Source organism: Nocardia uniformis NBRC 13702, from assembly GCF_001613345.1.
In the GTDB taxonomy this organism is placed as follows: Bacteria; Actinomycetota; Actinomycetes; order Mycobacteriales; family Mycobacteriaceae; genus Nocardia; species Nocardia uniformis.
On record NZ_BDCE01000075.1, the window covers coordinates 48,606 to 72,184 of the forward strand.

General features: G+C 67.2%; 13 protein-coding genes and 2 pseudogenes. 9 read left to right on the forward strand and 6 right to left on the reverse strand.

Annotation, left to right across the window (positions count from 1 at the left end; translation table 11 throughout):
- Positions 1 to 12: 12 nt before the first annotated feature.
- Complete coding sequence (locus tag NU1_RS28560; RefSeq protein ID WP_245720363.1) at positions 13 to 921, reverse strand: HalD/BesD family halogenase; 909 nt, start codon at positions 919 to 921, stop codon at positions 13 to 15.
- 86 nt (positions 922 to 1,007) lie between these two features.
- Positions 1,008 to 2,381 (reverse strand): NAD(P)/FAD-dependent oxidoreductase, encoded by a 1,374-nt coding sequence (locus NU1_RS28565; RefSeq protein ID WP_067526252.1) that lies wholly within the window; start codon positions 2,379 to 2,381, stop codon positions 1,008 to 1,010.
- 303 nt (positions 2,382 to 2,684) lie between these two features.
- Here NU1_RS28565 and NU1_RS43505 point away from each other — a divergent pair.
- Positions 2,685 to 2,861, forward strand: a pseudogene (locus NU1_RS43505) (histidine kinase dimerization/phosphoacceptor domain-containing protein); the annotation flags it as partial.
- Between the two features lie 75 nt (positions 2,862 to 2,936).
- Positions 2,937 to 3,062 (forward strand): annotated as a pseudogene (locus NU1_RS41850) (hypothetical protein); the annotation flags it as partial.
- Positions 3,063 to 3,319: 257 nt separating this feature from the next.
- On the opposite strand, the gene NU1_RS28575 reads toward NU1_RS41850, so the two are convergent.
- From NU1_RS28575 to metH, 3 genes are all read right to left on the reverse strand, one after another.
- A complete protein-coding gene (locus tag NU1_RS28575) occupies positions 3,320 to 3,997 on the reverse strand; it encodes an HAD family hydrolase (protein ID WP_067526255.1) in 678 nt (225 codons plus the stop codon).
- 25 nt (positions 3,998 to 4,022) lie between these two features.
- Entirely contained in the window at positions 4,023 to 5,690 is a 1,668-nt protein-coding gene (locus NU1_RS28580) for a serine/threonine-protein kinase (RefSeq protein WP_067526257.1), read from the reverse strand.
- Positions 5,691 to 5,769: 79 nt separating this feature from the next.
- The gene (metH, locus tag NU1_RS28585) at positions 5,770 to 9,348 is read right to left on the reverse strand and encodes a methionine synthase (RefSeq protein WP_067526259.1); all 3,579 of its coding nucleotides are present in this window, start codon (positions 9,346 to 9,348) and stop codon (positions 5,770 to 5,772) included.
- 161 nt (positions 9,349 to 9,509) lie between these two features.
- On the opposite strand from metH, the gene NU1_RS28590 reads away from it, so the two are divergent.
- Both NU1_RS28590 and NU1_RS28595 read left to right on the forward strand, forming a co-directional pair.
- Positions 9,510 to 10,403, forward strand: coding sequence for a PAC2 family protein (locus tag NU1_RS28590; protein WP_067526261.1), 894 nt, complete (start codon positions 9,510 to 9,512; stop codon positions 10,401 to 10,403).
- A gap of 71 nt (positions 10,404 to 10,474) precedes the next feature.
- Positions 10,475 to 13,018, forward strand: a complete 2,544-nt coding sequence (locus NU1_RS28595) for an AMP-binding protein (protein ID WP_067526263.1) — start codon at positions 10,475 to 10,477, stop codon at positions 13,016 to 13,018.
- Here the strand turns inward: NU1_RS28595 and NU1_RS40700 are convergent.
- Complete coding sequence (locus NU1_RS40700; protein WP_084521881.1) at positions 12,917 to 13,225, reverse strand: hypothetical protein; 309 nt, start codon at positions 13,223 to 13,225, stop codon at positions 12,917 to 12,919. The genes NU1_RS28595 and NU1_RS40700 overlap by 102 nt on opposite strands.
- Before the next feature lie 190 nt (positions 13,226 to 13,415).
- Between NU1_RS40700 and NU1_RS28600 the strand changes: the two genes are divergently transcribed.
- The 5 genes from NU1_RS28600 (at position 13,416) to NU1_RS28620 (ending at position 23,574) form a co-directional block, all read left to right on the forward strand.
- Positions 13,416 to 14,609 carry an NsdA family TPR-like regulatory protein gene (locus NU1_RS28600; RefSeq protein ID WP_212761304.1) on the forward strand — a complete coding sequence of 398 codons (1,194 nt, stop codon included), beginning with the start codon at positions 13,416 to 13,418 and terminating at the stop codon, positions 14,607 to 14,609.
- A gap of 25 nt (positions 14,610 to 14,634) precedes the next feature.
- Positions 14,635 to 15,426 carry a DUF2127 domain-containing protein gene (locus NU1_RS28605; RefSeq protein ID WP_067526265.1) on the forward strand — a complete coding sequence of 264 codons (792 nt, stop codon included), beginning with the start codon at positions 14,635 to 14,637 and terminating at the stop codon, positions 15,424 to 15,426.
- 303 nt (positions 15,427 to 15,729) lie between these two features.
- Entirely contained in the window at positions 15,730 to 17,445 is a 1,716-nt protein-coding gene (locus NU1_RS28610) for a TIGR02677 family protein (protein ID WP_084521889.1), read from the forward strand.
- On the forward strand, positions 17,445 to 18,836 hold the full coding sequence (locus NU1_RS28615) for a TIGR02678 family protein (protein WP_067526267.1): 1,392 nt from the start codon (positions 17,445 to 17,447) through the stop codon (positions 18,834 to 18,836). The genes NU1_RS28610 and NU1_RS28615 overlap by 1 nt, the downstream gene beginning before the upstream one ends.
- A gap of 88 nt (positions 18,837 to 18,924) precedes the next feature.
- The gene (locus NU1_RS28620; protein ID WP_067526269.1) at positions 18,925 to 23,574 is read left to right on the forward strand and encodes an SbcC/MukB-like Walker B domain-containing protein; all 4,650 of its coding nucleotides are present in this window, start codon (positions 18,925 to 18,927) and stop codon (positions 23,572 to 23,574) included.
- Positions 23,575 to 23,579 lie beyond the last annotated feature (5 nt).

Here is a 23,579-nt window from a genome sequence, read left to right on the forward strand (position 1 = left end):
GCGCTCCTTTGTTCAATCCAGCAATCGATCGCCGCGCAGCGCCGCGGCGGTCTGATGATGTTCGGGCAGCACGCGCCCGAACAGTTGCCGACTGCGCTCGGCCGTGCCGATGACCCCGGCCGTCTCGCTGTAGGCGAATATCGCGGTATGGCGCTGCACCGCTCCGCGCACCGGCGATACCCGATGCAGTGCGAAGCGGCCCTGGAACAGCTGTAGATCACCCGGCCGCAGGTCGAGCCGCCGAATCAGCCTGTCCCCCTTACCTTCCAAGACATCACGAACGTCGTCGAAGTTCTCCGCGTCCCGGGTGCGGATGGCCGGGCAGTATTCGAACTCGCCACCGGCCTCGGGCAGTTTCGTCAGCATGCTGACGGTGAATTCATTGGTGTCGTAATGCCAGGGGTGCGACATACCCGGGGCGACCACGTTCAGGCACAGGCCCGCCAGCGGATCGGTGAATTCGTGCAGTTCATCGAGTTCGAAGCAGTCGGCGACGAATCGCTGGAACACCGGGCTGGTGTAGATCCGCTGGATCAGCGTGTCAGCGGGGATGAGATCCCTTGCCACAAAGGCATTTCCACGCTCCAGGACGATCCGCCCCGGATGCCCCTCCGGCAGCTCCGTATCCAGGGGGATGTTGTAGGCATTGACCCGCTCCACGGTGTAGTACGCGCGCGGGGCCAACTCCTCCCCCTCGGCCCGCAGGGTGTCCAGGTACTCCGGTCGGACGAATCCCCGCAGTACGCAACACCCGTCGGCGGCGAGCTCCGCCCGCGCATCGCGCACCGCCGCCACCCATTCCACACCGCCGGGCGCGTCCAACGGGTAGCGCCCGGTATCCACCAGATCGGTCACCGCGCCCGGCGAATTTCCGCCACCGCTCGATGAGCACGCGTCAGCTAAGCCCCCTGTCACAGCCATGCCGACCATTCTTGTCGGAGCAGCGGCCGACACGCCCGAATTTTCCGATGCGAGAATTCAACTGTTTTACTGCGCCCCAACAGAATTCATGCGAGAGTTGAACTGGGTCCACTCTCACCGTGGAGCGCCGCCCGCACTTCCTCGGCCGAAAGATAATGACCGGTCTGCTCGAAATCACCGATGGTCGGCACATTCTGACCGAGGTAGCCGATGCGCAGGAAGTCATCGCCGATGGTGCCGTGCAAGGTCCAGTCGAAGCCGGTCCGGGCCCGCGCCACGACGGTGCGCATGGCGAGCAGGTGGTAACCGCGCGCCACCGCCTGGGCGGGCAGGCCGCGCAACCCGATACCCAGCGGGCGGGCGAGCGCGTCCCAGCCACCGAGGTCGACCACCATGCCGAGATCGGAATGCCGATACGGCTTACGCGGCTTTTCCCGCAGCGTGGCAATGAGATTGGCGCCCAGGTGGCGTCCCTGCCGGATGGCGTGCTGGGCGGTGGGCGCGCACAATGTATCGCCGCCCCTGCTCAGATCGGGCACGGCGGCCACATCACCGGCAGCCCACACCCCCGATAGTCCCGGCACGGCCAGTTCGGCATCGGCGACAATACGGTCCTTCACGGTCGCCGCGCCGAGATGTCCCGCCAGCGGACTGGCCGCCACCCCCGCTGTCCACACCACGGTCCTCGTGGGTATGACCCGCCCGCTGGTGAGCGTGACCGTGTGAGCGGTCACCTCGCTCGCCGACTCCCCCGGCACGAATTCGATACCGCGTTTCGCCAGCGTCTTCTTCGCGCTCGCCCCGAGCTTCTCCCCGAGTTCGGGCATGAGCCGATTCCCGTGGGTCACCAGGTGCCACCGCACCATGGCCTCGTCCAATCGCGGAAAGTACCGCCGCGCAGCCGCTTTCGTCAACCGATTCAGCACCGCCGCAGTCTCTGTTCCCGCATATCCCGCCCCCACGATGACGAAGTTCAACCGCTCCCGGCGCTCCGCCTCATTGGTACTGATGGCCGCGAAATCCAACTGCCGCAACACATGATCGCGCAGATACATGGCCTCAGCGAGGGTCTTCATCCCGAACCCGTACTCGCGCAATCCGGACACCTCGAGAATCCGGGTAATGCTGCCCGCCGCGAGTACCAGGTGGTCGTAGTCGATCCCCTGCTCCACCCCCGAGGGCCGGCGCACCACGCAGCGCCGCGCGTCGGCATCCACCCCCACCACCATCCCCGGGGCCAATTCCGTCCGCCGCAATACCCGCCGCAATGGCACCTGCACCGACCGTGGAGTCAGCACCCCCGACGCGACCTGCGGTAGCAATGGCAGATACAGCAGCCCCGCATCCGGCCCGACCAGGCATACCTCGGCTTCCCCGGTCCGCAGCTTCCGCTCCAGGTGCCGAGCGCACTCCACCCCGGCGAACCCACCTCCGACAATGACGATCTTCGCGGGCGTCATCGGGCCACGGTAACAACGGCTCACACACAGCGGTGGGAGGCGGTGATGCCGACCGCGCCACCGGGTGTCGGCCGCATCCGGAACGGCCGAGCGAAACATGCGATCCCGGCATGCGTGTGGCCGAGATCCACACACTGTTGCCGCATGAGCTGCGCGTGGTGGATTCCCGACCACAAGCGCCGGCATGACGACGGGGACGGTGCCGCGGCGACCAATCTGGACGCGGTACTACGCGGGCGGCCGGACGTACCGCAGGTTAGGGCCGAAGCGGAATCGCACACCCGCGCGGCCGAACACAGCGCCATGGCTCGGGAACCGCATGATCTGGTCGCCCATCACATGGCGTCGATCGTGCCGCGTATCGAGGTGGCCCGGCACGTGCTCGCCGATCCCGATCCCCGGGTGATCTCGGTACTCGATGACGTCCACGGCACCGCCGCCGATGCTCTGGCCGATATCCGCCGACTGCTGGTGGCGCTGCGCGATCCCGAGCTCTGCGCGGTCGCCCTGGCGGGTTCGGATGCGTACCCCTGGAACTCGCGGCGGCGGCCGTCCTTCTGCAAGGGCCCGCCGGGCGCCCCGGATCCGAAGCTGGGCATCGAGCTCACCGATTCCGAGTACGTCGTAGTGCCGATGCGCGTGATGACCCGCATGGGCGCGGCCGCGCTGGAGATGCTCGGAATCGGCGTGGCGGCGGTTGGCCGAGAACGGTGCCGGGGTGCGGCTGGAAACTCTCGGCCATGCGGTGGAACGCGGATCGAATCTGGTCGCGCCGCTGCATATTCCGGATGATGACGACCGATTGGCGCTGCTCGTCTACACCTCGGGGAGTACCGGAGCGCCCAAGGGGGCCATCTACGGCACCGACCGCCCCTTCGTTAAGGCCCTGCATTCCGTGGGTGCGCCGATCGAAAAGGGCAGCACTTCTGCCTGGGCGCTCAGCGCACTCGGTGGGCGGCGGCAATGCCGCCGAGTTCGGCGCTGGTCAGACCGATGAGGGAGTCGCGGAAGATTCGGCCGGGGGCGTCGGGGACGGGGATTTCGCAGGGGACGACGAGGAGGGCGCAGTCGGCGGCTTCGGCGGCCTGCGCGCCGGTGTGTGAATCCTCGATGACCACACAGCGATTCGGGCTCAGACCCAGGAGTTCGGCGGCACGGTGGTAGAGGTCGGGGGCCGGTTTGCCCTGGGGGACTTCGTCGGCGCAGACGGACGTCCTGAAGTGGTGGCGGCCCAAGGTGTCCAGGCCGAATTCGGCGAGGGAGCGTTTGGTATTGGTCACCAGGGCCATGGGGATATCGGCGGCGAGCAGCATGGCCAGGGCGTCCTGCGCACCGGGCCGCCAGGGGATGACGCCGGTGGTGAACAGGTCGGTTATGCGGTGCTCGATGAAGCCCCCGGCCTCGGCGAGCGCGGCCGGGGTGGGGTCGAGACCGAGACCGTTGAACAGAATGCGCATGGCATTGGGGCCGGAGGCGCCGATGAGGGCGTGGCGGATGCCGTCGGTCATCTCGCCGCCGAGTTCGGCGGCGAGTTCACGAACGGCGAGATCCCAGAGCTTCTCCGAGTCCAGCAGTGTGCCGTCCATATCCCAGAGGACGGCGTCCGGGCGGGTCATCGGGTGAGCTCCTTCGGGGTGGATGTCAGAGGCCGGAGGCGGTGATGAGCATGCGGCCATTGCTGGATTCGACCTGGATCCAACGGTTTTCGCTGGAGGTGGAACCGTTCTTCAGGGTGTAGGTGAGTGCCACGGTGGCGCGGTTGTTCCCGGACGGGGTGACACCGCCGACGCGGACGGCGGCGATGGTGCCCCAGAACTGGGCGTAGGTATTGAAGCCACCGGTGGTCGCCTGGTACGACGGCGACAGCATCGACCACGCCCCGCTCACATTGCCGGGCAGCATGCCGTAGTAGCTCTGTACGAACGAGGCGACCGACGCCGGGGTGGGCGGTGCGACCGAGGTGGTGGTCGGTGGCACCGTGGTCGTTGTGGTGGTGGTCGTGCTGGGTTGGGCACTGGTCGTGCTGGGCGCGGCGCTGGTGCTGGGCGCGACGGTCGGGGTCGGCTGCTGAGTATCCGCCTGGCCCTGGGCTACGGCGGTGGTCGGGGCGGTGGCATCGGAGCCGCCGCCGGGCGGGGCGACCACCGAACTGCCGGTGGCGACGGGTGGATCCTCGGTGCCACCGCCACGATTCACGGTGGTGGCGATGACGGTGGCGATCAGCAGCGCGGCCACGACACCGAGACCGACCAGGGCGAACTGCCGGCGGTCGCGGCCCTTGCCACCCTGCCCGCTACCGGTCTCGAAGCTCGGCGGAAGCGGCGGCCCGGGTGTCCGCGCCGCGCTCATATCCACATGCTGGGTGGCATCATCGGCCTCACCGACCGGAACCTGGTTCCGCGACGGGGACAGGACCGTGGTCTTCGTCGACTCGTCGTCGGCGGCCGCCGACGGCAGGATCCGGGTCGGATTCGCGATCACGGGCGCACCGCGTCCCTCGGCCACCGCCTGCAGCGCCTCGTGGGCCTGCTTCATGGTGGGCCGCGAATCGGCGTCGGCACCGAGCAGTTCCATCAGCACCGGCCCGAGCGGTCCGGCGCGCCGCGGTTCGGGAACCTGCGCCCGAGCCACCGAATGCAGGACGGCCAGGGGGTTGTCACCCTCGCCGAACGGCGGCATACCCTCCACGGCCGCGTAAAGGGTGGAGCCGAGCGCGAAGACATCCGATGGCGATTCCGGATTCTCGCCGCGCGCCACCTCGGGTGAGAGGTAGGCGGGGGTCCCGGCCAGGAATCCGGTGGAGGTGACGGTCACATCGCCCACGGCGCGGGAGATACCGAAGTCGGTGATCTTCACCGTTCCGTCATCGGCGACAAGGATATTGGCGGGCTTCACATCCCGGTGCACGATGCCGGCGTCGTGCGCGGCGGCCATCGCCGCCGCCACCTTGGCCCCGATTCGGGCGACCTCGGTCGGCGGCAGCTGCCCCTTCTCCCGCATGAGCGCGGCCAGGCTGGGGGCATTGACATATTCCATGACCAGCCACGGCTGGCCGTCTTCCTCGGCGACATCGAAGACCGTGACGGCATTGGTGTGATGCAGGCGCGCCGCGATCCGCCCCTCGCGCATGGCCCGCATGCGGGCCTCCAGGGCCTGGGACCGGGATAGGCCCGGTCCCAGGATCAGCTGGTTGACCGCCACCGTGCGCCGCAATCGCACATCGGTCGCGCGCCACACGACTCCCATCGCACCGGTCCCGATCGGATCCCCGAGCCGATACCGTCCCGCAATCAGCCGGTCTGAAGTCATGTGGTTGTACCCCTCCTGCTGGCGTCACGCCGAGCCCACCGTGGGACTCTGCGTGATCTGCCCGGAAACTCTCGAAATCCTATGCGTTGAAGTACTTTGCTTCCGGATGCAGCAGTACGAACGCATCGGTCGACTGCTCCGGATGCAGTTGCAGCTCCTCCGACAGCACCACTCCGATTCGGCCCGCATCCAGCAGGTCGACCAGCTTGGCGCGATCTTCCAGGTCCGGGCAGGCCCCGTAGCCGAAGGAGTAACGTGCTCCACGGTAGCCGAGTTTGAAGTAGTCGAGCACATCGGCGGGATCGGACTCGGCGACCGAATGTCCTTCCAGCACAAGCTCTTCCCGAATGCGACGATGCCAGTATTCGGCCATCGCCTCGGTGAGCTGCACACCGATGCCGTGCACCTCCAGATAGTCGCGGTAGTTGTTCTCCGCGAACAGCACATTCGCGAAATCGGCAATGGGCTGACCCATGGTGACCAGCTGGAACGGCAGCACATCGACCTGGCCGGTCTCGCGCGCCTTCTCCCGTGAGCGAATGAAGTCGGCGATGCACAGGAACCGGTCGCGCTGCTGACGCGGGAAGGTGAACCGATAACGCTGCGGCGCATCAGGATTCGGCTCGGTGAGAACGATCACATCATCGCCCTCGGAGACCGCCGGGAAGTAGCCATACACCAGCGCGGCGTGCTGGAGCACACCTTCGGCGATCAGCCGGTCCAGCCAATACCGCAGTCGCGGCTTACCTTCGGTCTCCACCAGTTCCTCGTAGGTGGGCCCGTCTCCGGCTCGCTGACCGCGCAGCCCCCACTGGCCCAGGAATAGCGCCCGTTCGTCCAGGAGACCCGAATAATCTTGCAGCGACAGCCCCTTCACCACGCGGGTGCCCCAGAACGGCGGTACCGCGACGGGCAGGTCGGCGGCCACGTCCGAGCGCGCGGGCACCTCGACGGGAACTTCCTTGGCGCGGCGCTCTTCGGCGATGCGCTTGGAACGCTGATGCCGGGCCTTGCGTTCGGCGGCCTTCTCGCGTTCGGCAACGGCTTCCGGGCTGTCGGGGTCGGGACCGCCGCCGCGCTTGCGGGTCATGATCTCGTCCATGAGCCGCAGTCCCTCGAAAGCGTCACGCGCGTAGTGCACATCGCCCTCGTAGACCTCGGTGAGGTCGTTCTCGACATAGCCGCGGGTGAGCGCCGCACCGCCGAGTAGGACCGGGAACTGCTCGGCCACCCCCTTGGCATTGAGCTCGGCGAGGTTCTCCTTCATGATCACCGTCGACTTCACCAGCAGACCGGACATGCCGATGACATCGGCCTTCTTGTCCACGGCGGCATCGAGAATGGTCGCGATCGGCTGCTTGATCCCGAGATTGACGACCTCGTAGCCGTTATTGGACAAGATGATGTCGACCAGGTTCTTGCCGATATCGTGCACATCGCCCTTGACGGTGGCCAGCACGATGCGGCCCTTACCGCTGTCGTCGGTGGCCTCCATATGCGGTTCCAGGTGCGCCACCGCGGTCTTCATCACCTCGGCCGACTGCAGCACGAACGGCAGCTGCATCTGCCCGGAGCCGAACAGCTCACCCACGGTCTTCATACCCGACAGCAGCGTCTCATTGATGATCTTGAGCGGCGGCACCTCTTTCATCGCCTCATCGAGATCGGCTTCCAGCCCATTGCGTTCGCCGTCGACAATGCGGCGCGCGAGCCGCTCGAACAGCGGCAGCGCCGCCAATTCCTCCGCGCGCGAGGCCTTCGACGAAGCCGTCGAAACGCCCTCGAACAATTCCATCAGATGCTGCAGTGGGTCGTAGCCCTCGCTGCGGCGGTCGTAGACCAGGTCCAGGGCGGCCTTGCGCTGCTCCTCCGGAATCCGCGCCATGGGCAGGATCTTCGACGCGTGCACGATCGCCGAATCCAAACCGGCCTCGACGCATTCGTTCATGAAGACCGAGTTGAGCACCTGCCGCGCGGCCGGGTTCAAACCGAAGGAGATATTCGACAGCCCCAGCGTGGTCTGCACCTCCGGGTGTTTGCGCTTGAGCAACCGGATGGCCTCGATGGTTTCGATACCGTCGCGGCGCGACTCCTCCTGTCCGGTGCCGAGGGTGAAGGTGAGCGTATCGATAATGATGTCGCTCTCGAGCAGGCCCCAATTGCCGGTGATATCGGCGATCAGCCGCTCGGCAATCGCCACCTTGGTGTCGGCGGTGCGCGCCTGGCCTTCTTCGTCGATGGTCAACGCCACCACGGCCGCACCGTGTTCGGCTACGAGCTTCATGGTCTGCGCGAATCGTGAGTCCGGTCCGTCGCCGTCCTCGTAGTTGACCGAGTTGACCGCGCAGCGACCACCGAAGTGCTCCAAACCGGCCTGTAGCACCGGAGTTTCGGTGGAGTCGAGCATGATCGGCAGGGTGGACGCGGTCGCCAGGCGAGAAGCCAACTCCCGCATATCCTTCGCACCGTCACGGCCGACGTAGTCGACGCACAGATCGAGCATATGCGCGCCGTCACGGATCTGGTCCTTGGCGATATCGAGGCACTTCTGCCAGTCCTCGGCCAGCATGGCCTCGCGGAATGCCTTGGAGCCGTTGGCATTGGTGCGCTCGCCGATCATCATCACCGAGGCATCCTGCGCGAACGGCACCGAGGTGTAGATCGACGACACGCTCGGCTCGTGCTCGGGTACCCGCGTGGCGGGCTTCACCTCGCGCACCGCCTCGGCGACCTGCCGAATGTGTTCGGGCGTGGTGCCGCAGCAGCCACCTACGAGGGCCAGCCCGAATTCGCTGACGAACTGGCGCATGGCTACAGCCAGCTCTTCCGGTGTCAGCGGGTATTCCGCGCCATTGGCGCCCAGCACCGGCAGACCCGCGTTCGGCATGACCGAGACCGGCAGGTTCGCGTGCTTGGACAGATGCCGCAGATGCTCGCTCATCTCATCCGGGCCAGTGGCGCAGTTGAGGCCGATCATGTCGATACCCAGGGGTTCGAGCGCGGTGAGCGCGGCCCCGATCTCGGAGCCGACCAGCATGGTGCCGGTGGTCTCGACCGTCACGTGGGTAATTATCGGAATCCGGCGGCCCGCCCGCGCCATGGCGTGGCGGCTGCCGACGATCGCGGCCTTCACCTGCAACAGGTCCTGGCAGGTTTCGATGAGAATGGCGTCGGCGCCGCCGTCGAGCATTCCGAGGGCGGATTCGATGTAGGCATCGCGCAGGGTGGCGTAGGGCGCGTGGCCCAGGGTCGGCAGTTTGGTACCGGGACCCATCGACCCGAGGACATAGCGCGCAGTGCCGTCCGCGGACGGTCCCATCTCGTCGGCGACCTCACGGGCGAGGCGGGTACCGCGCTCGGAGAGATCACGAATACGGTCGGCGATGTCGTAGTCGGCCAGGTTGGGCAGGTTGCAGCCGAAGGTATTGGTCTCCACGGCGTCGGCCCCGGCCTCGAAATAGGCGCGGTGAATACTTTTCAGCACGTCGGGGCGGGTTTCGTTCAGGATTTCATTGCAACCCTCGAGTCCACGAAAGTCGTCCAGGGTTAAATCCGCGGCCTGCAACATGGTGCCCATCGCACCGTCGCCGATCACGACACGCTCGCTGAGCGTGGCGAGTAGGGTGGTATCGAACTCGGCGCGGGGGGACACAGACATGGACTCAAGAGTAGTAGGCGGGCCCGACATTCCGGGCCCCGGTGCGGTCTGTCCACGGTGTGAGACGCGGCGTGTCCGCCCGCCTCGCCGCTGAGATCGGTCGAAATCCAGGGTTGCGCGTCGCTGGCGCGTCATTCCAGCGCACACCGTAGGCTGACCGGGTGAACGCCAGTGAACCCCCGGTGCCAGCCGAGACGGACCTCCCGACCTTGCGGGATCCCATCCTCGTCGCTGCCTTCGAAGGCTGGAATGACGCCGCCGACGCCTCGAGCGGCGCGGTCGAGCACCTCGAACTGATCTGGGACGCGCAGCCGCTGGCCGAACTCGATTCCGAGGACTATTACGACTATCAGGTGAACCGTCCGACCGTCCGTCAGGTCGATGGTGTCACTCGCGAGATCGGGTGGCCGTCGGCCATGCTGTCGGTGTGCTCGCCTCCCGGTAGTGACCGCGATGTGGTGCTGCTGCGCGGGGTCGAACCGAATATGCGCTGGCGCAGTTTCTGTGACGACATTCTCGAATTCGTGGAACAGCTCAAGGTATCCACCGTGGTGATCCTGGGCGCGCTGCTGGCCGATACTCCGCACACCCGACCGGTTCCCGTCACCGGTACCGCCTATAACAAGGAGGCGGCCGAGCGGTTCAACCTCGAGCAGACCCGCTACGAGGGTCCGACCGGAATTACCGGAGTACTTCAGGACGCGTGCGTCAAGGCGGGTGTTCCGGCGGTGTCGTTCTGGGCGGCGGTACCGCACTACGTCTCCCAGCCCCCCAATCCGAAAGCCGTGATCGCACTGCTGCATCGGGTCGAGGATGTCCTCGATGTGGAGGTGCCCCTCGGTGGGCTGCCCAAGCAGGCCGAGGAGTGGGAGGAGGCGGTCAATGAAATGACCACCGGCGATGAGGAAATCGCCGAATACGTGCGCTCGCTCGAGGAACGCGGCGATGCCGAGATCGATCTCAACGAGGCCATGGCCAAGATCGACGGCGACGCCATTGCCGCCGAATTCGAGAAGTACCTGCGACGACGCGGACGCGGCAGCTTCGGTCTCTAACCGGGCACTATCGCGACACCATCCGAACGTCTCGGTGAGGGCAGCCTTGGCTCACTATTAGACTCGTCCGAATGACCACGCCCCGGATCGCCGCGCATCTGCATGGATTCGGCGACCGAATCGCGCTGGTCCACGACGGCCGCGAACTCCGATATGCGGAGTTGGCGGAGCGGGTCAGCGCCTACGCGCACGACCTCGGATCCGGTCGCCGCCTCGTCGCGTTGGCCGCCCGCAACGATTTCGGTTCGCTCATCGCCTATCTCGGCGCGCTGGAGGCCGGATGCGCGGTGCTGCTCACCGGATCGGTCACCGCCGAGCTCATCGATGTCTACGATCCGGATCTCGTGATCGAGGCCACCCAGGACGGCTCGACCCCGCGACCGCACCCGCGCCGCACCGGATCCGCGCATACCCTGCACCCGGAGCTGGCGCTGCTGCTGAGCACGTCGGGGTCCACCGGATCGCCGAAGCTGGTGCGGCTGTCGTATCGCAATGTGCTGGCCAATGCGGAGTCGATCGCCGAGTACCTGGCGATAGCGGAGACCGACCGGGCGGCCACCACATTGCCGTTCTACTACTGCTACGGGCTTTCGGTACTGCACAGCTATCTGCTGCGTGGCGCGAGCCTGCTCATGACCAGCCGGTCGGTGCTGGAACCGGAATTCTGGGACGACTTCGGCGCCCAGCGCGCCACCTCCTTCGCGGCCGTGCCCTATACCTTCGATCTCCTGGAACGGATCGGCTTCGACCGAATGGCGTTGCCGCACCTGCGCTACATCACCCAGGCCGGCGGACGGCTCGCGCCCGAGCGGGTCCGCCACTACGCCCAGCTCGGCGAGCGCACGGGCTGGGCGCTCTATGTCATGTACGGCCAGACCGAGGCGACCGCCCGAATGGCCTATCTACCACCGCGTTTAGCCGCCGAACACCCCGACTGCATCGGAATCCCCATTCCCGGCGGCACTTTCACCCTCGAACCGGTCGAGGGCGGCGACGAACTCGTCTACCACGGGCCGAATGTCATGATGGGCTACGCCGAAACGCCCGCCGAACTCGCCCTCGAGCCGCAGCTCACCCGGCTGCGCACCGGCGATCTGGCGTGTCGCACTCCCGATGGCCTCTACCGCGTCATCGGCCGTCGCAGCCGCTTCGCCAAGATCTTCGGTCTGCGCATCGACCTACAGCGCATCGAATCCGGCCTGGCCGCCGCCGGATACCCCGCCTGCTGTACCGACGACGGCGAAACCCTCGTCGCCGCGATCGAATGCGGCGATACCGCCGCCGCGGCCCGACTCGCGGCGCGACTATCCGGTCTGCCGGTCGGCGCGGTGCGAGTCGCCGCGGTGGAGTCGATTCCTCGGCTACCCAATGGAAAACCGGACTATCCGACCATTCGTCAATTGCCGGGCACGCCCGTCGCGGCGCACACCGATATCCGCACACTCTTCGCCGATGCACTCGGCCTGCACCCGGAAACCATCGATCCGCGGGCCAGCTTCGCCGACCTCGGCGGGGATTCCCTCACCTATGTGGCACTTTCGGTGCGTCTGGACCGCGCGCTCGGTCAGCTGCCGGTGAGCTGGCCCACCATGAGCGTCGCCGAACTCGAGTCACTCCCCCGGCGGCGCAATCGATTCGGCCGCTCGCTCGATACCGGCACGCTGCTGCGGGCGCTCGCCATTATCGCCGTTGTCGGTTCGCATATCGGACTATTCGTCTTGTGGGGCGGCGCGCACGTGCTGCTGGCGGTGGCGGGTTTCAACTTCGCCCGCTTCGCCGTCACCGCCGCACCCGCCGCCCAGCGGCTGCGCCGCACCCTGCGCACCACCGCCTTCATCGCCATTCCGACGGCGGTGTGGGTCGCGGCCACCCTGCCTTTCAGTGATTACTACGGCTGGCAGAATGTGCTGCTGCTCAATAAGATTCTCGGCCCGCACGACAGCGCCACGGCCGGACATCTGTGGTTCGTCGAGGTACTGGTCTACATCGTGCTCGCCTCCGCACTACTGCTACGGCTTCCGATCGCCGACCGTCTGGAACGGTTGTCGCCGTTCTGGTTCGCCACCGGACTACTCGGGGTCGCCCTGATCTTCCGGTACCGGTCATTCAACCTGTACACCCCGGACAATGTGGCCTTCTCACCATTGGCATGTTGGCTTTTCGTCCTGGGCTGGGCCGCCGCCAAGGCCACGACCCCGTGGCATCGCCTCCTACTCAGCGCGGTGGCGGTGGCCACGGTCTCCGGCTATTTCGACGAAACAGACCGGGAACGAATGATTCTCGCCGGCATCATGCTGCTCATCTGGCTGCCCTCGGTTCGGGTACCCGCGCTTATCGCGGGCACGGCGGCCGTATTGGCGGATGCGTCACTGTTCACCTACCTGGTGCACTGGCAGGTGTATCCGCTTTTCGGGCAACATCACCTGGTTGCGTTACTCGTTTCGCTCGCGGCCGGAGTGGCCGCCGCTCGACTGATGGGATTGGCCCGTGCGGTCGCGAGGACCGCGACGGGCTCAGCAGCTCTCGACGGTCAGGACCTGGGCGGCCGCCTCCTGAGCCAGCTTCGCGATGAGAATGTCTCGCGGAATCGTTTGGCCGGCAAGATGATCGAGTGACGGCACCACAACATGGTGGGCATCGGCACGCTTGAGTTCGGCGGTCAGCTCCGCGAATGCGGTGCCATCGCCAGGGGTCGATTCATGGAACGTGGCGGCGAAGCAGAAACCTGCCGAACTCGCCATATCGCACATGGCGACTTCCAGCTCATCGCTGCGGCCATCGGCCAAATCGTCACGCACGTACCCATAGATCAACGCTTCCACCCGAACCTCCGTTGGATAGGGGATCGCTGTTCTCCTGTGTGCCCACTACGAAGTGTGACGTTCTCACGAATGCAATTGCAGATGTCAACCCACTGACACTCGAATGCCCTATCCGGGTCCACCGCGCGTTAACTGGTGAGATACTACCTACGTGTCCGCTTGCGACGATCGCCCCGTATGGGCAGTCAGAATGCGTGCCGAACGCGATGCCCGGGGGTGGTCACAGGCCGATGCCGTGCGAGCGATGCGCACCAAATCCAGTCACAATCTTCCGACCGACTCGACGCTGCTTCGGAATTGGCGGCGCTGGGAATCGGGCGAATCACGCCCCGACGACTTCTACGCACCCATTATCGCGGCCGCCTTCGACACCGTGACAGCGGCCTTTTTCCCCAAGTCACGGCCCAACCGCGATGACGAAATGCTCTCTGCCACCGGTATGGACACCCTGGAGTTCATCGGACGGCTGCGCATGTCCGATGTCTCGCACGCAACCCTCGACGCCATTCGCATCACCGCCGACCGGCTGTGTTCGGAGTATCCGTGTACCGATCCGCACGAGCTGCACGCGGAGGGTTCGGCATGGTTGCGGCGAATTACCTCACTACTGGACGGTCGGCTTACTCTCGCGCAACATCGCGAGGTACTCGTACTGGCGGGCTGGGTAGCGCTCTTGGTCGGATGCGTCGATTACGACCTGGGTTGGCGGACCGCCGCCGAGGCCACCCGCCGGGCCGCACTATCCCTGGGGCAGGAAGCCGAGCATGCCGAAATTATCGGCTGGGGAATGGAAATGGCGGCGTGGTTCGCCCTGACCCAGGGCAACTATCGCGGCGCCATCGACGCGGTACAGGCCGCGTGTCCGAGTATCGGAAACCTGGGCGTGGGCGTGCAGCTGTCGGCTCAGCGGGCCAAGGCCTGGGCGCGCATCGGTGACCGCCGCGAGGTGGAAACGGCGCTCGCACAGGGCCGCTCGATATTGGACAATCTTCAGCATCCCACCAATCTGGACAATCATTTCGTGGTGGATCCACAGAAGTTCGACTTCTACGCCATGGACTGCTGCCGGGTGGCCGGCGACGATCGGCTCGCGGAAAGCTATGCCCGGCAAGTTCTCCGCAACTCCACCGCACCCGATGGCACCATTCGCAAACCCATGCGGGTGTCCGAGGCTCATCTCACCCTGGCGGTGGTCGCCGTCCGAGATGGTGATCTCGAGCTCGCCGTCGACGAGGCGATGCGCGCACTCGCCGGGAAGCGGCGGTCGCTGCCCTCACTCATGTGGATCGCGGGCGAGACCGCGCGGGAAATGATCGAACGTTTCCCCGGAGACCCCCGCACCCGCTCCTACCTCGAACAGCTGCGCGCCCTGGCCGCCAGCTGACCGACCGCCGGTTACTCTCCAGCACATGGACTTCAGCCTGTGGACCTGCGCTGGGCGAGGACACGAGACCTACGCGCCGGATGAGGCCGGACTGGCGGCGCGACTGCACGTCAGCACCCCCGCCGGGAAAGCCTGGCGCTGTCTGCGCTGCGGTGACTTCGTTATCGGCGAACCGCGGCTGCGCGGACCCGCCGACAATGCTCCCGAGGTACCGCGCGGGCGGCTGCTACGTGACCGCTACATTATGCGGGCACTCGCGGTGGAGCGGGTGGGCCGAGCGCTGGTACTGCTGCTGCTGGCCGCCGGGGTAATGAAACTGCGTGGCTCACAGGAGAAGTGGAAGGAAGCGTGGGAACGCGAGCTACCGCTGATCCAGCCCCTCGCAGATCAACTCGGCTGGAATCCGGACCATTCGAAGATCGTGCGCTGGCTGGAGACGGCCTTCACGCTCTCACCGACCACGCTGACCTGGCTGGCCGTAGCACTGCTGGCCTATGCCGGAATTCAGCTGATCGAAGCCGTCGGACTGTGGCGGGTAGCGCGCTGGGGCGAATACTTCGCAGTCATCGCAACCAGTATCTTCCTGCCCCTGGAGATCTACGAGCTCAGCGAAAAGATCACCTTCCTCCGGGTGGCGGCCCTCACGGTGAACCTCGCCGCGATCATCTGGCTGCTGTGGAGCAAGCGGCTCTTCGGACTCAACGGCGGTTCGCGGGCCTACTTCGCCGAACACCACTCGGAAAGCCTCATGACCGTCGAGCGCGCCGCCGTTGCCAGCGACCGTCCCGGCGACACCACCGCCCGTAGCCGAGGTTGAAGGGCGCCGGCACGGCCCCGTCATCCCGGCCTGCCCTGCTATCCCTGCACACTCGCCTCGTCATCCCGGCATGCTCGCCTCATCATCCCGACGGAGGGGGCCGGGCGGCATTGCGATCTCGACCCCGGTGGAGCCGAGCGGGCGCGGATTCGGGCTCAGCCGGCAATGCGTCTCGGACTCGAGGGCAGTACGCCGTGGACGGATTCGGGTTGATTCGATCGTGGCGCGCCGTACGGCGGGTGCATTGGATTGCGGGGGTGCGGCGGTATTAGTCTCTCCCCGGTGACCGAGACCGCTGCCGGATTGCTGCCCGACCCGCCCGGGGTCGGTGGAGGGGATCTGCCGCATGCCGATCGGCTCCGGCTGTTCTCCTTCGCGACCGCCGAGAAACGGGCCGACTACCTGTGGGTGTTACGAGCATTCGATACCGCGCGGGCCGCCTATGTGGTGCTGCTGCACGCCAGCGATGTGGTGGAGACGCTCGGACGTTGCCCGGGGGCTCCGGCGCTCACCACGACCGAGGTGGGGCCGCTGCTCGAGCAGTTGCACCAGTGGGGGGTGCTCGAACGCAGTTATGACGGGACACGGGCGGCCACGCTCGCCGAGTACCGCAATCGGCATTTCGTATATCAGTTCTCACAGGCCGGATATCAGGCATTCCGGGCAGTTTCGGATGTCCTGGCGGCGCGGCTCGACGAGGCGTCGCTGTCGCGGCTGGTGCTGCCGGAACTCCTCGCCGATCTGCACACCCTCGCCGAGGCCAATCGGACCGGGGACGCGCCCCGGGTGTACCGGGTGCTCAACCGGCTCGACCGGGCACTGTCGGATCTGGCCGACCGGGCCGCGCACTTCTACCTCACCCTCGGGGATCTGGTGCGCACCACGGAGGTGACGCCGGAGGCGTTCCTGGTGCACAAGGACGCACTGCTGGCCCATATGCGCGAATTCTCCATGGACCTCGCACGATTCGCGCCCCGGCTGGCCACCGCCATTCGTGAGGTCGAGGCGACCGGCGTGGACGAACTCATCGAACGCGCCGCCCGCTGCGATGAACGCGTACTGATGGATCCCGACGAGCGGCAGGCGGATTGGCGCGCCCGCTGGGCGGGTCTGCGCGGCTGGTTCCTCACCCCGGTCGATACCGAGCACGGACTCACCGAGTGCGAGCGGCTGCGCGAGGCCACCATGAGCGCCATCGCCGCCGTACTGTCGCTATTGCGCCGCGTCACCGAAACCCGCAAGGGTGGCGTGAGCCGCGAATCCGCCCTGCGCCACCTCGCGGGCTGGTTCACCGCCACCCCCACCGTCGATGCCGCCCACGCCCTCTACGACGTGGTCTTCGGCCTCGGCCGCCCCCGCCACCTCGCCATGCGCCACCCCGACGCGGATATCATCCCCGCCATCCGATCCTGGTGGGACGCACCACCTCTGGAGATCGCGCGCACCCTCGCCGAAACCGGCCGCCCACCTACACCGGGCGCGCCCGCGCGACTGCAGCGCAATGACGCCGGAATCCGCCGCCTCCGCGAGGCCCAACTCGATATCCAGCGCGCCCGCGCCCAGGCCGCCCGCTCCCTGGCCGCCGCCGATGTCCACGAGCGCGTACTCGACGAGGGCGAAACCGAAGTGCTGCTGAAACTACTGGACGCCGCCTCCACCGCGTGGGTGCCGGTGAGCGGCCGGGTCGGCGGCACCAGCGGCACCGACAATGGCGTAACCCTCACCGTCAGCGAGCATCCGGGCTCCACCATGGTGCGCACCGCCCGTGGGCTACTGCACCTCAACGGTCGACGGCTCGACGTGCGGGAAACAACGAAACGTCGTGTGGCCGAGAACAACACGGCCGCCCCCGCGGTATCAGCGAACCCTGCCGCCGCCGCAGCTCGGAGCGTGCGCGCAGAACATACTCCCACCGACGTCCACCTCGAGGAAGACGCTGGTGACGCCCCCGCGAACGGCAGTCAGGATCTGGTAGCGGGTGCGCTCGCCGCTGCTGTCGAGCAGGAGGGGCGCGACTGATGCACGCACGTTCCATCGATTCGCTGGCGCTGGACAGTTATCAGCGCGCGGCGCGAATCATTCTCGCGAACCATGTGGTGACGCGGAGCTACCCGGATCGGATTGCGCTGCCATTGATTCGGCGGTGGGCGACCGAATTGCGGGAAGATTTGGCGGAGCTGTTCGGGTATCGCCTGGAAGTCACCGAGACGACGGCGCGGTTGTTCCCTGTGTTGGATCAGCTCGACGGTGGGCGGCCCGCGCGGACCGTTGCCGAGCGGGTGTTCGATCGGCGGCGGTACGCGTATCTGGCGCTCGCGCTGGCGGCCCTGGGGCGGGCCGGGGATCAGATCACCCTGTCCGAGTTGGCCGAACAGGTCGGCGCGTACGCCGAACAGGTGGATGGTCTGGAGCTCGCACCCGATCGCGCGGGTGACCGGGACGCGTTCGTCGACGCCGTGGGGTGGTTGTCGGCGCGTGGCGCGGTCACCCTCGCCGATGGCGACGCGGGTGGATGGGCCAGCGATCCGGAGGCCGGGGAGGCGTTGTACGACATCGATCGGTCGGTGGTATTCGCGCTGTTTCGGCCGCCCCGGGCGCTGCAACACCTGCACAGTGTGAGCGGGCTACTCGGAGATGAGGCCACGGCAGCCGATACCCGGTCCCCCGCGGCGGCTTTGGCGGCGCGGCGGGTGCGACGAGCCCTGGTCGAACAACCGGTGGTGTACGCCGAGGATCTCGAAGTCGCCGAGCGGACACTGCTGGCGCAGGAGAAGCTGGTCGCAGAGGTGGAATTGCTCACCGGACTACAGGGCGAGCGGCGCGCCGAAGGTGTGGCGCTCATCGACAGCTCGGGACGGCTGTCCGATATTCGTTTCCCGAGCACCGGCACCCTCGCCCAGGTGGCATTGCTGCTGGCCGGCGAGATCGCCGACCTGGTACTGGATCTCGACAATCCGATCGCGCGCCGACCGCGGCCCGAACGGCCACTCACCGATCTGGTGGAGCAGCTCGACAGCGCCATACCCAGCAAAACGGTCTTCGCGCCACTGTCGGATACGGTCGATATCTCCGCGGCGCAGGAGGATACGGAGTTCGAGGCGGAGGAACCGGAGATCGCGGAGCATCCATTCGTCGAATCGTCCTGGATCCAGGAGACCGTGCGGGCACTGACCGACCGCTACGGCGCGACCTTCGCCGCCCAGTGGCAGGCGGATGTACCGGGACTCACCGCGGAGGTGGTGAGTCTCCTCGAACGGCTGCGACTCGTCGTGGTGGTCGACGGCGGACTGCTGATCCTGCCCGTGCTCGCCCGCTATCGAGGCGCGGTGGTCACCGTCCGCACCCGCGCCGAGAACGAACTCTTCGTAGCACCGGCCGATGTGGGTGATCCCGTGATCGCCGACGGGTGAGCGGCCGCTGACGGCGGCGCACCACAGCATTTCGATCCACAGCGCAGATACCTTGCGTGGCAATCCGACAGAAGGGACCCGGTAACCCATGGCCGACCTCATTCACGGTGGTGTGCGATTCGTCCCCACCCGAGCGGGGATCGTCAATCTGTGGGACTACCGCGACCAGGAATTCTGTTTCGCCGACGGCCGCCTGGTACTGCGCGGCCCCAATGGCTCCGGTAAGACCAAGGCCCTCGAGGTGCTGTTCCCCTTCGTCCTCGACGGACGGATCGAGCCGCGGCGACTCAACCCGTTCGCCGGCGAAGAACGCACCATGAAGTCGAATCTGCTCTACCGCAAGCAGGAATCGGCGTACTCATATGTGTGGATGGAATTCGCGCGCGGCAACTGGGACGATCCGGAGACCGTCACCGTCGGTATCGGTATGCGCGCCACCCGTTCCTCCGACAAGGTGACGCGCTGGTACTTCGTCGCCGACGGCCGTGTGGGCGTGGACTTCTCACTGCTCGGCTCCGATGACCGCCCGTTCACCCGCAAGCAGCTGGCCGAGCAGATCGGCGGCGACTCCATCTACGACCGGCCCGTGGAATATCGCGCCGCCATCGATGCCCGCATGTTCGGCCTCGGCCAACAGCGCTACGACCAGCTCATCAATCTGATTCTCACGCTGCGCCGCCCGCAGCTGGCGAAAAACCTGGACCCACGCGGACTTTCGCAGGCCCTCACCGATGGTCTGCGGCCCCTCGACGAACAACTCATTCTCGACGCCGCCCGCTCCTTCAGCGATATGGAGGAGGTCGGGCGCACCCTCGACGGTCTCATCCAGGCCGATACCGCCACCCGCGCCTTCGTCGGCGTCTATCGCAAGTACCTTGCCGTGCAAGCGAAAACCGATATCGATCAGGTGCGCACCCGCCTCGACGCCGTCACCCACGCCGCCACCGCCCTGCACGCCGCCTCCGCGCTGCGTCAGCGCCGCGAGACCGACCGCGCCGCCACCGAAACCCGCGCCGACGACGCCGACCGCGCCTACGAACAGGCCCTCGCCGACCGCGAAACCCTGCAGCGCTCCAGCGCCTACGAGGGCAAACAGCAACTCGACGACCTCGCCGACGCCGTCCGCCGCCTGGAAACCTCCAGCTCCGTCCACCGCGACAAGGCCACCAAGGCCCACCAGACGGTCAACCAGCGCGCCGAGGAATCCGAACGCGCCCAGGCCGCCGTCCAACACGCCGCCTCCGCCCTGGCCCGCGGCGAGGACGAACTGCGCTGCGCCGCCGAGGAAGCGGGTATCGAGTGGGCTTCGCTTCCCGAACAGGCCCGCGTCGAACAACTCACCACCACCGTCCGCAGCCACGCCGAGGAACGCGACGCCGACGTCCGCGCCGTCCGGCGCGCCCTCACCCTGGTCGACTCCGCCGCCACCGAACGCACTCGCGCCGAACGCGCGTCCCAGCGAGCGATAGAACTCCGTGACGCGGCTGCCGCCGAACTCGCCGAGGCCGAGGCCTCGGTAGCGTTGGCTCGCTCCAATACCGCTGCCGCCCTGCGCGAATGGTGGGAATCGCATCGCGCGGTGTACTCCCCCGTTCGCGACGGGCTGTTCGAAGCGCTCAACGAGTCCATCGCCAACGCGGGAACCGAGCATGCCGCAGCGCTCGCCCCGGCCTCGGGTGGCAAGGAACGTCGTCGGGGTGGCAAGGGCGCATCCGCCACCCCGACCGCCGCGCCAGTCGCGACCAACGTCAATCGCGCGACGGCACTGTCGAGTTCCGACGCCGCCGCAGGTGTCGACGCCATCGGTCATTCCGCCGGATCGACATCCTCCCAAGTGGCCGCAACGAGCATGTCGGCAACCGGAAAGGTCACCGCCACAGCAACCCTCGGCGCCACTTCCGCAACCGGCGAGAGCGGCGACGGCCCCGCCGCTACTCCCGCCGAAGTCCTCGCCGACTGGACGGAGCCGCTCACCGAGGATATTCGCGCCCGCCGTCACCAGGCTCGTGCGGCAGCCGAGCAGGCCAACTGCCAGGCGGCCGAACTGCGGGCCGAACGCGAGCGGGTCGCGGCCGAACGCGACGATGCCCCACCGGCTTTCGCGGCACGCACCGACGACCGCGGCGACCGCCCCGGCGCTCCGCTCTGGCGGTTGGTCCGCTTCGCCGACACCGTGACACCGGAGGCGGCGGCCGGTATCGAAGCCGCCCTACAGGCCGCGAACCTGCTCGACGGTTGGGTGTGCGCCGATTCCGCCCTGCCGGAACACAACTCGGATCAGTTCCTGACGCCATTGCCACCGCAGGACCGACCGACCGGCCGCACCCTCACCGATGTGCTGATCGTCGAGGACGATACCGACTCGCTCACCGTTCCCCGACAGGTCGTCGCCGACGTCCTGGCGTCCATCGCACTGCACGAGGCCGATTCCGGTGCGAGCGCCGGGTCACGTCGCGCCGACGACTCGGCCGCTCGCCACGATGCGGACGACACACCAAAACGACCCGATAGCGCGGAAATGGCAGCCGCGCAGGCGAGTGCGGCCACGGGTGCCGGATCACCGGGGGCGGGAAATCCGTCCGGGACATCGGCTGCCCTCACCACCGGCGCACTGGTGGCCGTCGCGACCGACGGTCACTATCGCCAGGGTGTACAGATCGGCCGCCACACCAAGGCCGACGCCGAATTCATCGGTACCACCGCGCGAGCCCATCGCCGCGAGCTGCGGCTGGCCGAGCTCGCCGCCGCCATCGAGGCGGCCGAGGAGGCCATCCGTACGGCCGAGGCCGAGACCGATGCCGCTAGCGCCGAGTTGGCGCGAATCTCCGCCGCCGCCAAGGCACTCCCCCGCACCGTCGCGGTAACCGCAGCGCTGCGGACCGTCTCCGAGGCGGCGGGCATGTTGCGGTCGCGGTCGGAGGCGGCTACCCAGTCCGAGCGCGATCTCGATCAGGCGGTGGCTGAGTTCACGGCCGCCGATAAGAAGGTACGGGCCATCGCGGCCGACCATCACACGCCCCGGGATCCGGCGGAATTGGATGCGTTGGCGGCGGCGGTGCGGCATTTCGAGAATGCGGGAACGGCGCTGCTGCGGTTGCGCGGGGACCATCAGCGCGAAAGCGAGCGGGCGCGGGAGTCCAGCGACCGGCTGCTCGAATCACGTGATCTCGCCGAGGCTTTCACCGAGGAGGCCGAGGCGGCCAAGACCGGGTACGAGGAGCAGCGGCGCAAGCTGGAGACGCTGCGCGAGGCATTGGGCGCGGGTGCGGCGGATATCGATCGCGAACTGGAGACCGCGCGCGAACGCATCGATGCCGCGCGAGCCGAACAGAAGGCGGCGCGAAAGGCCGCGCACGAGGCGATCGAGGGCGTCGGCAGCGCCGAGGGTGCCCATCGCGCCGCACATGCCGCCCTCGGCACCGCGCTCACCGAATTGCTCGCCGATGTGCGCGCTCTCGCGCCGTACGCCCGCCCGGATCTGCTGACCCTGCTGGGCGCGTCAGCGGAGAGCCGCTGGCCCAGTAGCGATGCCGCCTGGTCCACACCGGAGCAGCTGCTCTACCGCATCGAGAACCGCGAGCCGGACCAGATTCCGCAGGCGCTGCCCGATGATGTCGCCGAACTGTTCGAGAACCTGTCCACCGCAACCGCTTCGGTGCGCGCGGGCGAGGCGGCCCGCAAGTCCACCCGCAGCGCCGTCACCAGCGCGCTTCAGGAGTTCGACGCGGCCCTGGCCGCATCCCGGCAGGACTACCGCCTGCACTGGGATGCCGCCGACGGACTCACCGTGGTGCAGGTGCACGACGATCACGGTCTGTCGTCGCTGGCCGATTTCGCCGGGCGCATCGCCGGTGCGCGCAATGATCAGGAGTTGCTGCTCACTGATTCCGAGCGCCGCATCCTGGAGGACGCGCTGCTGACCGGCTTGGCCCAGCAGATTCACGAACGCACCACCGACGCACGCGAACTCATCGCCAAGATGGGCACGGAGATGAAGCAGCGCCGGATGTCGTCGGGCAATACCATCGGCGTGCACTGGGTGCTCGGTGACAATCTGTCGGAACCGGCGCGTGCGGTGTGCAAGATCCTCGACCGCGATTCCTCGGAACTGACCGCCGATGAACTCTCCACCATCCGAGCGCATTTCGCCGCCGAGATCCGCTCGGCCCGCGCCGCGCATCCGGAGCGTTCCTTCCCCGAAATCCTGGCTACCACCCTGGATTACCGCACCTGGCGCGTCTTCTCCTTCACAATCATTACCGCCGACGGCACCGAGGACCGCCTCACCGTGGCCCGCCACAGCGCGCTCTCCGGTGGCGAACAGTCGGTCTCCCTGCACCTTCCACTCTTCGCGGCAGCACACGTCATGCTGGATTCGGCCGACCCGCAGGCCCCGCGGCTACTCGCCCTGGACGAGGCGTTCGCCGGTGTCGACGACAACGGCCGCAGCGAACTCCTCGGCCTGTCGGTGCAATTCGACCTCGACCTCTTCATGACCGGCTACGACCTGTGGATCACCTACACCCATGTCCCCGCCTGCGCCCACTACGACCTGGCGCACTCCGCGGCCGAGAACACGGTCAGCGGAACACTTCTGGTGTGGGATTCCGGCGATCTGCTCGCCGAACACGACGGCACCGATCTCACCACCGCCCTCGGCTCCCCCAACCGCCGTCGCACCCCGCACACCATCGAAGGCGGCATCCCGCTCGATGAGGCGCTACTCGCCGACGCCTGAAAACC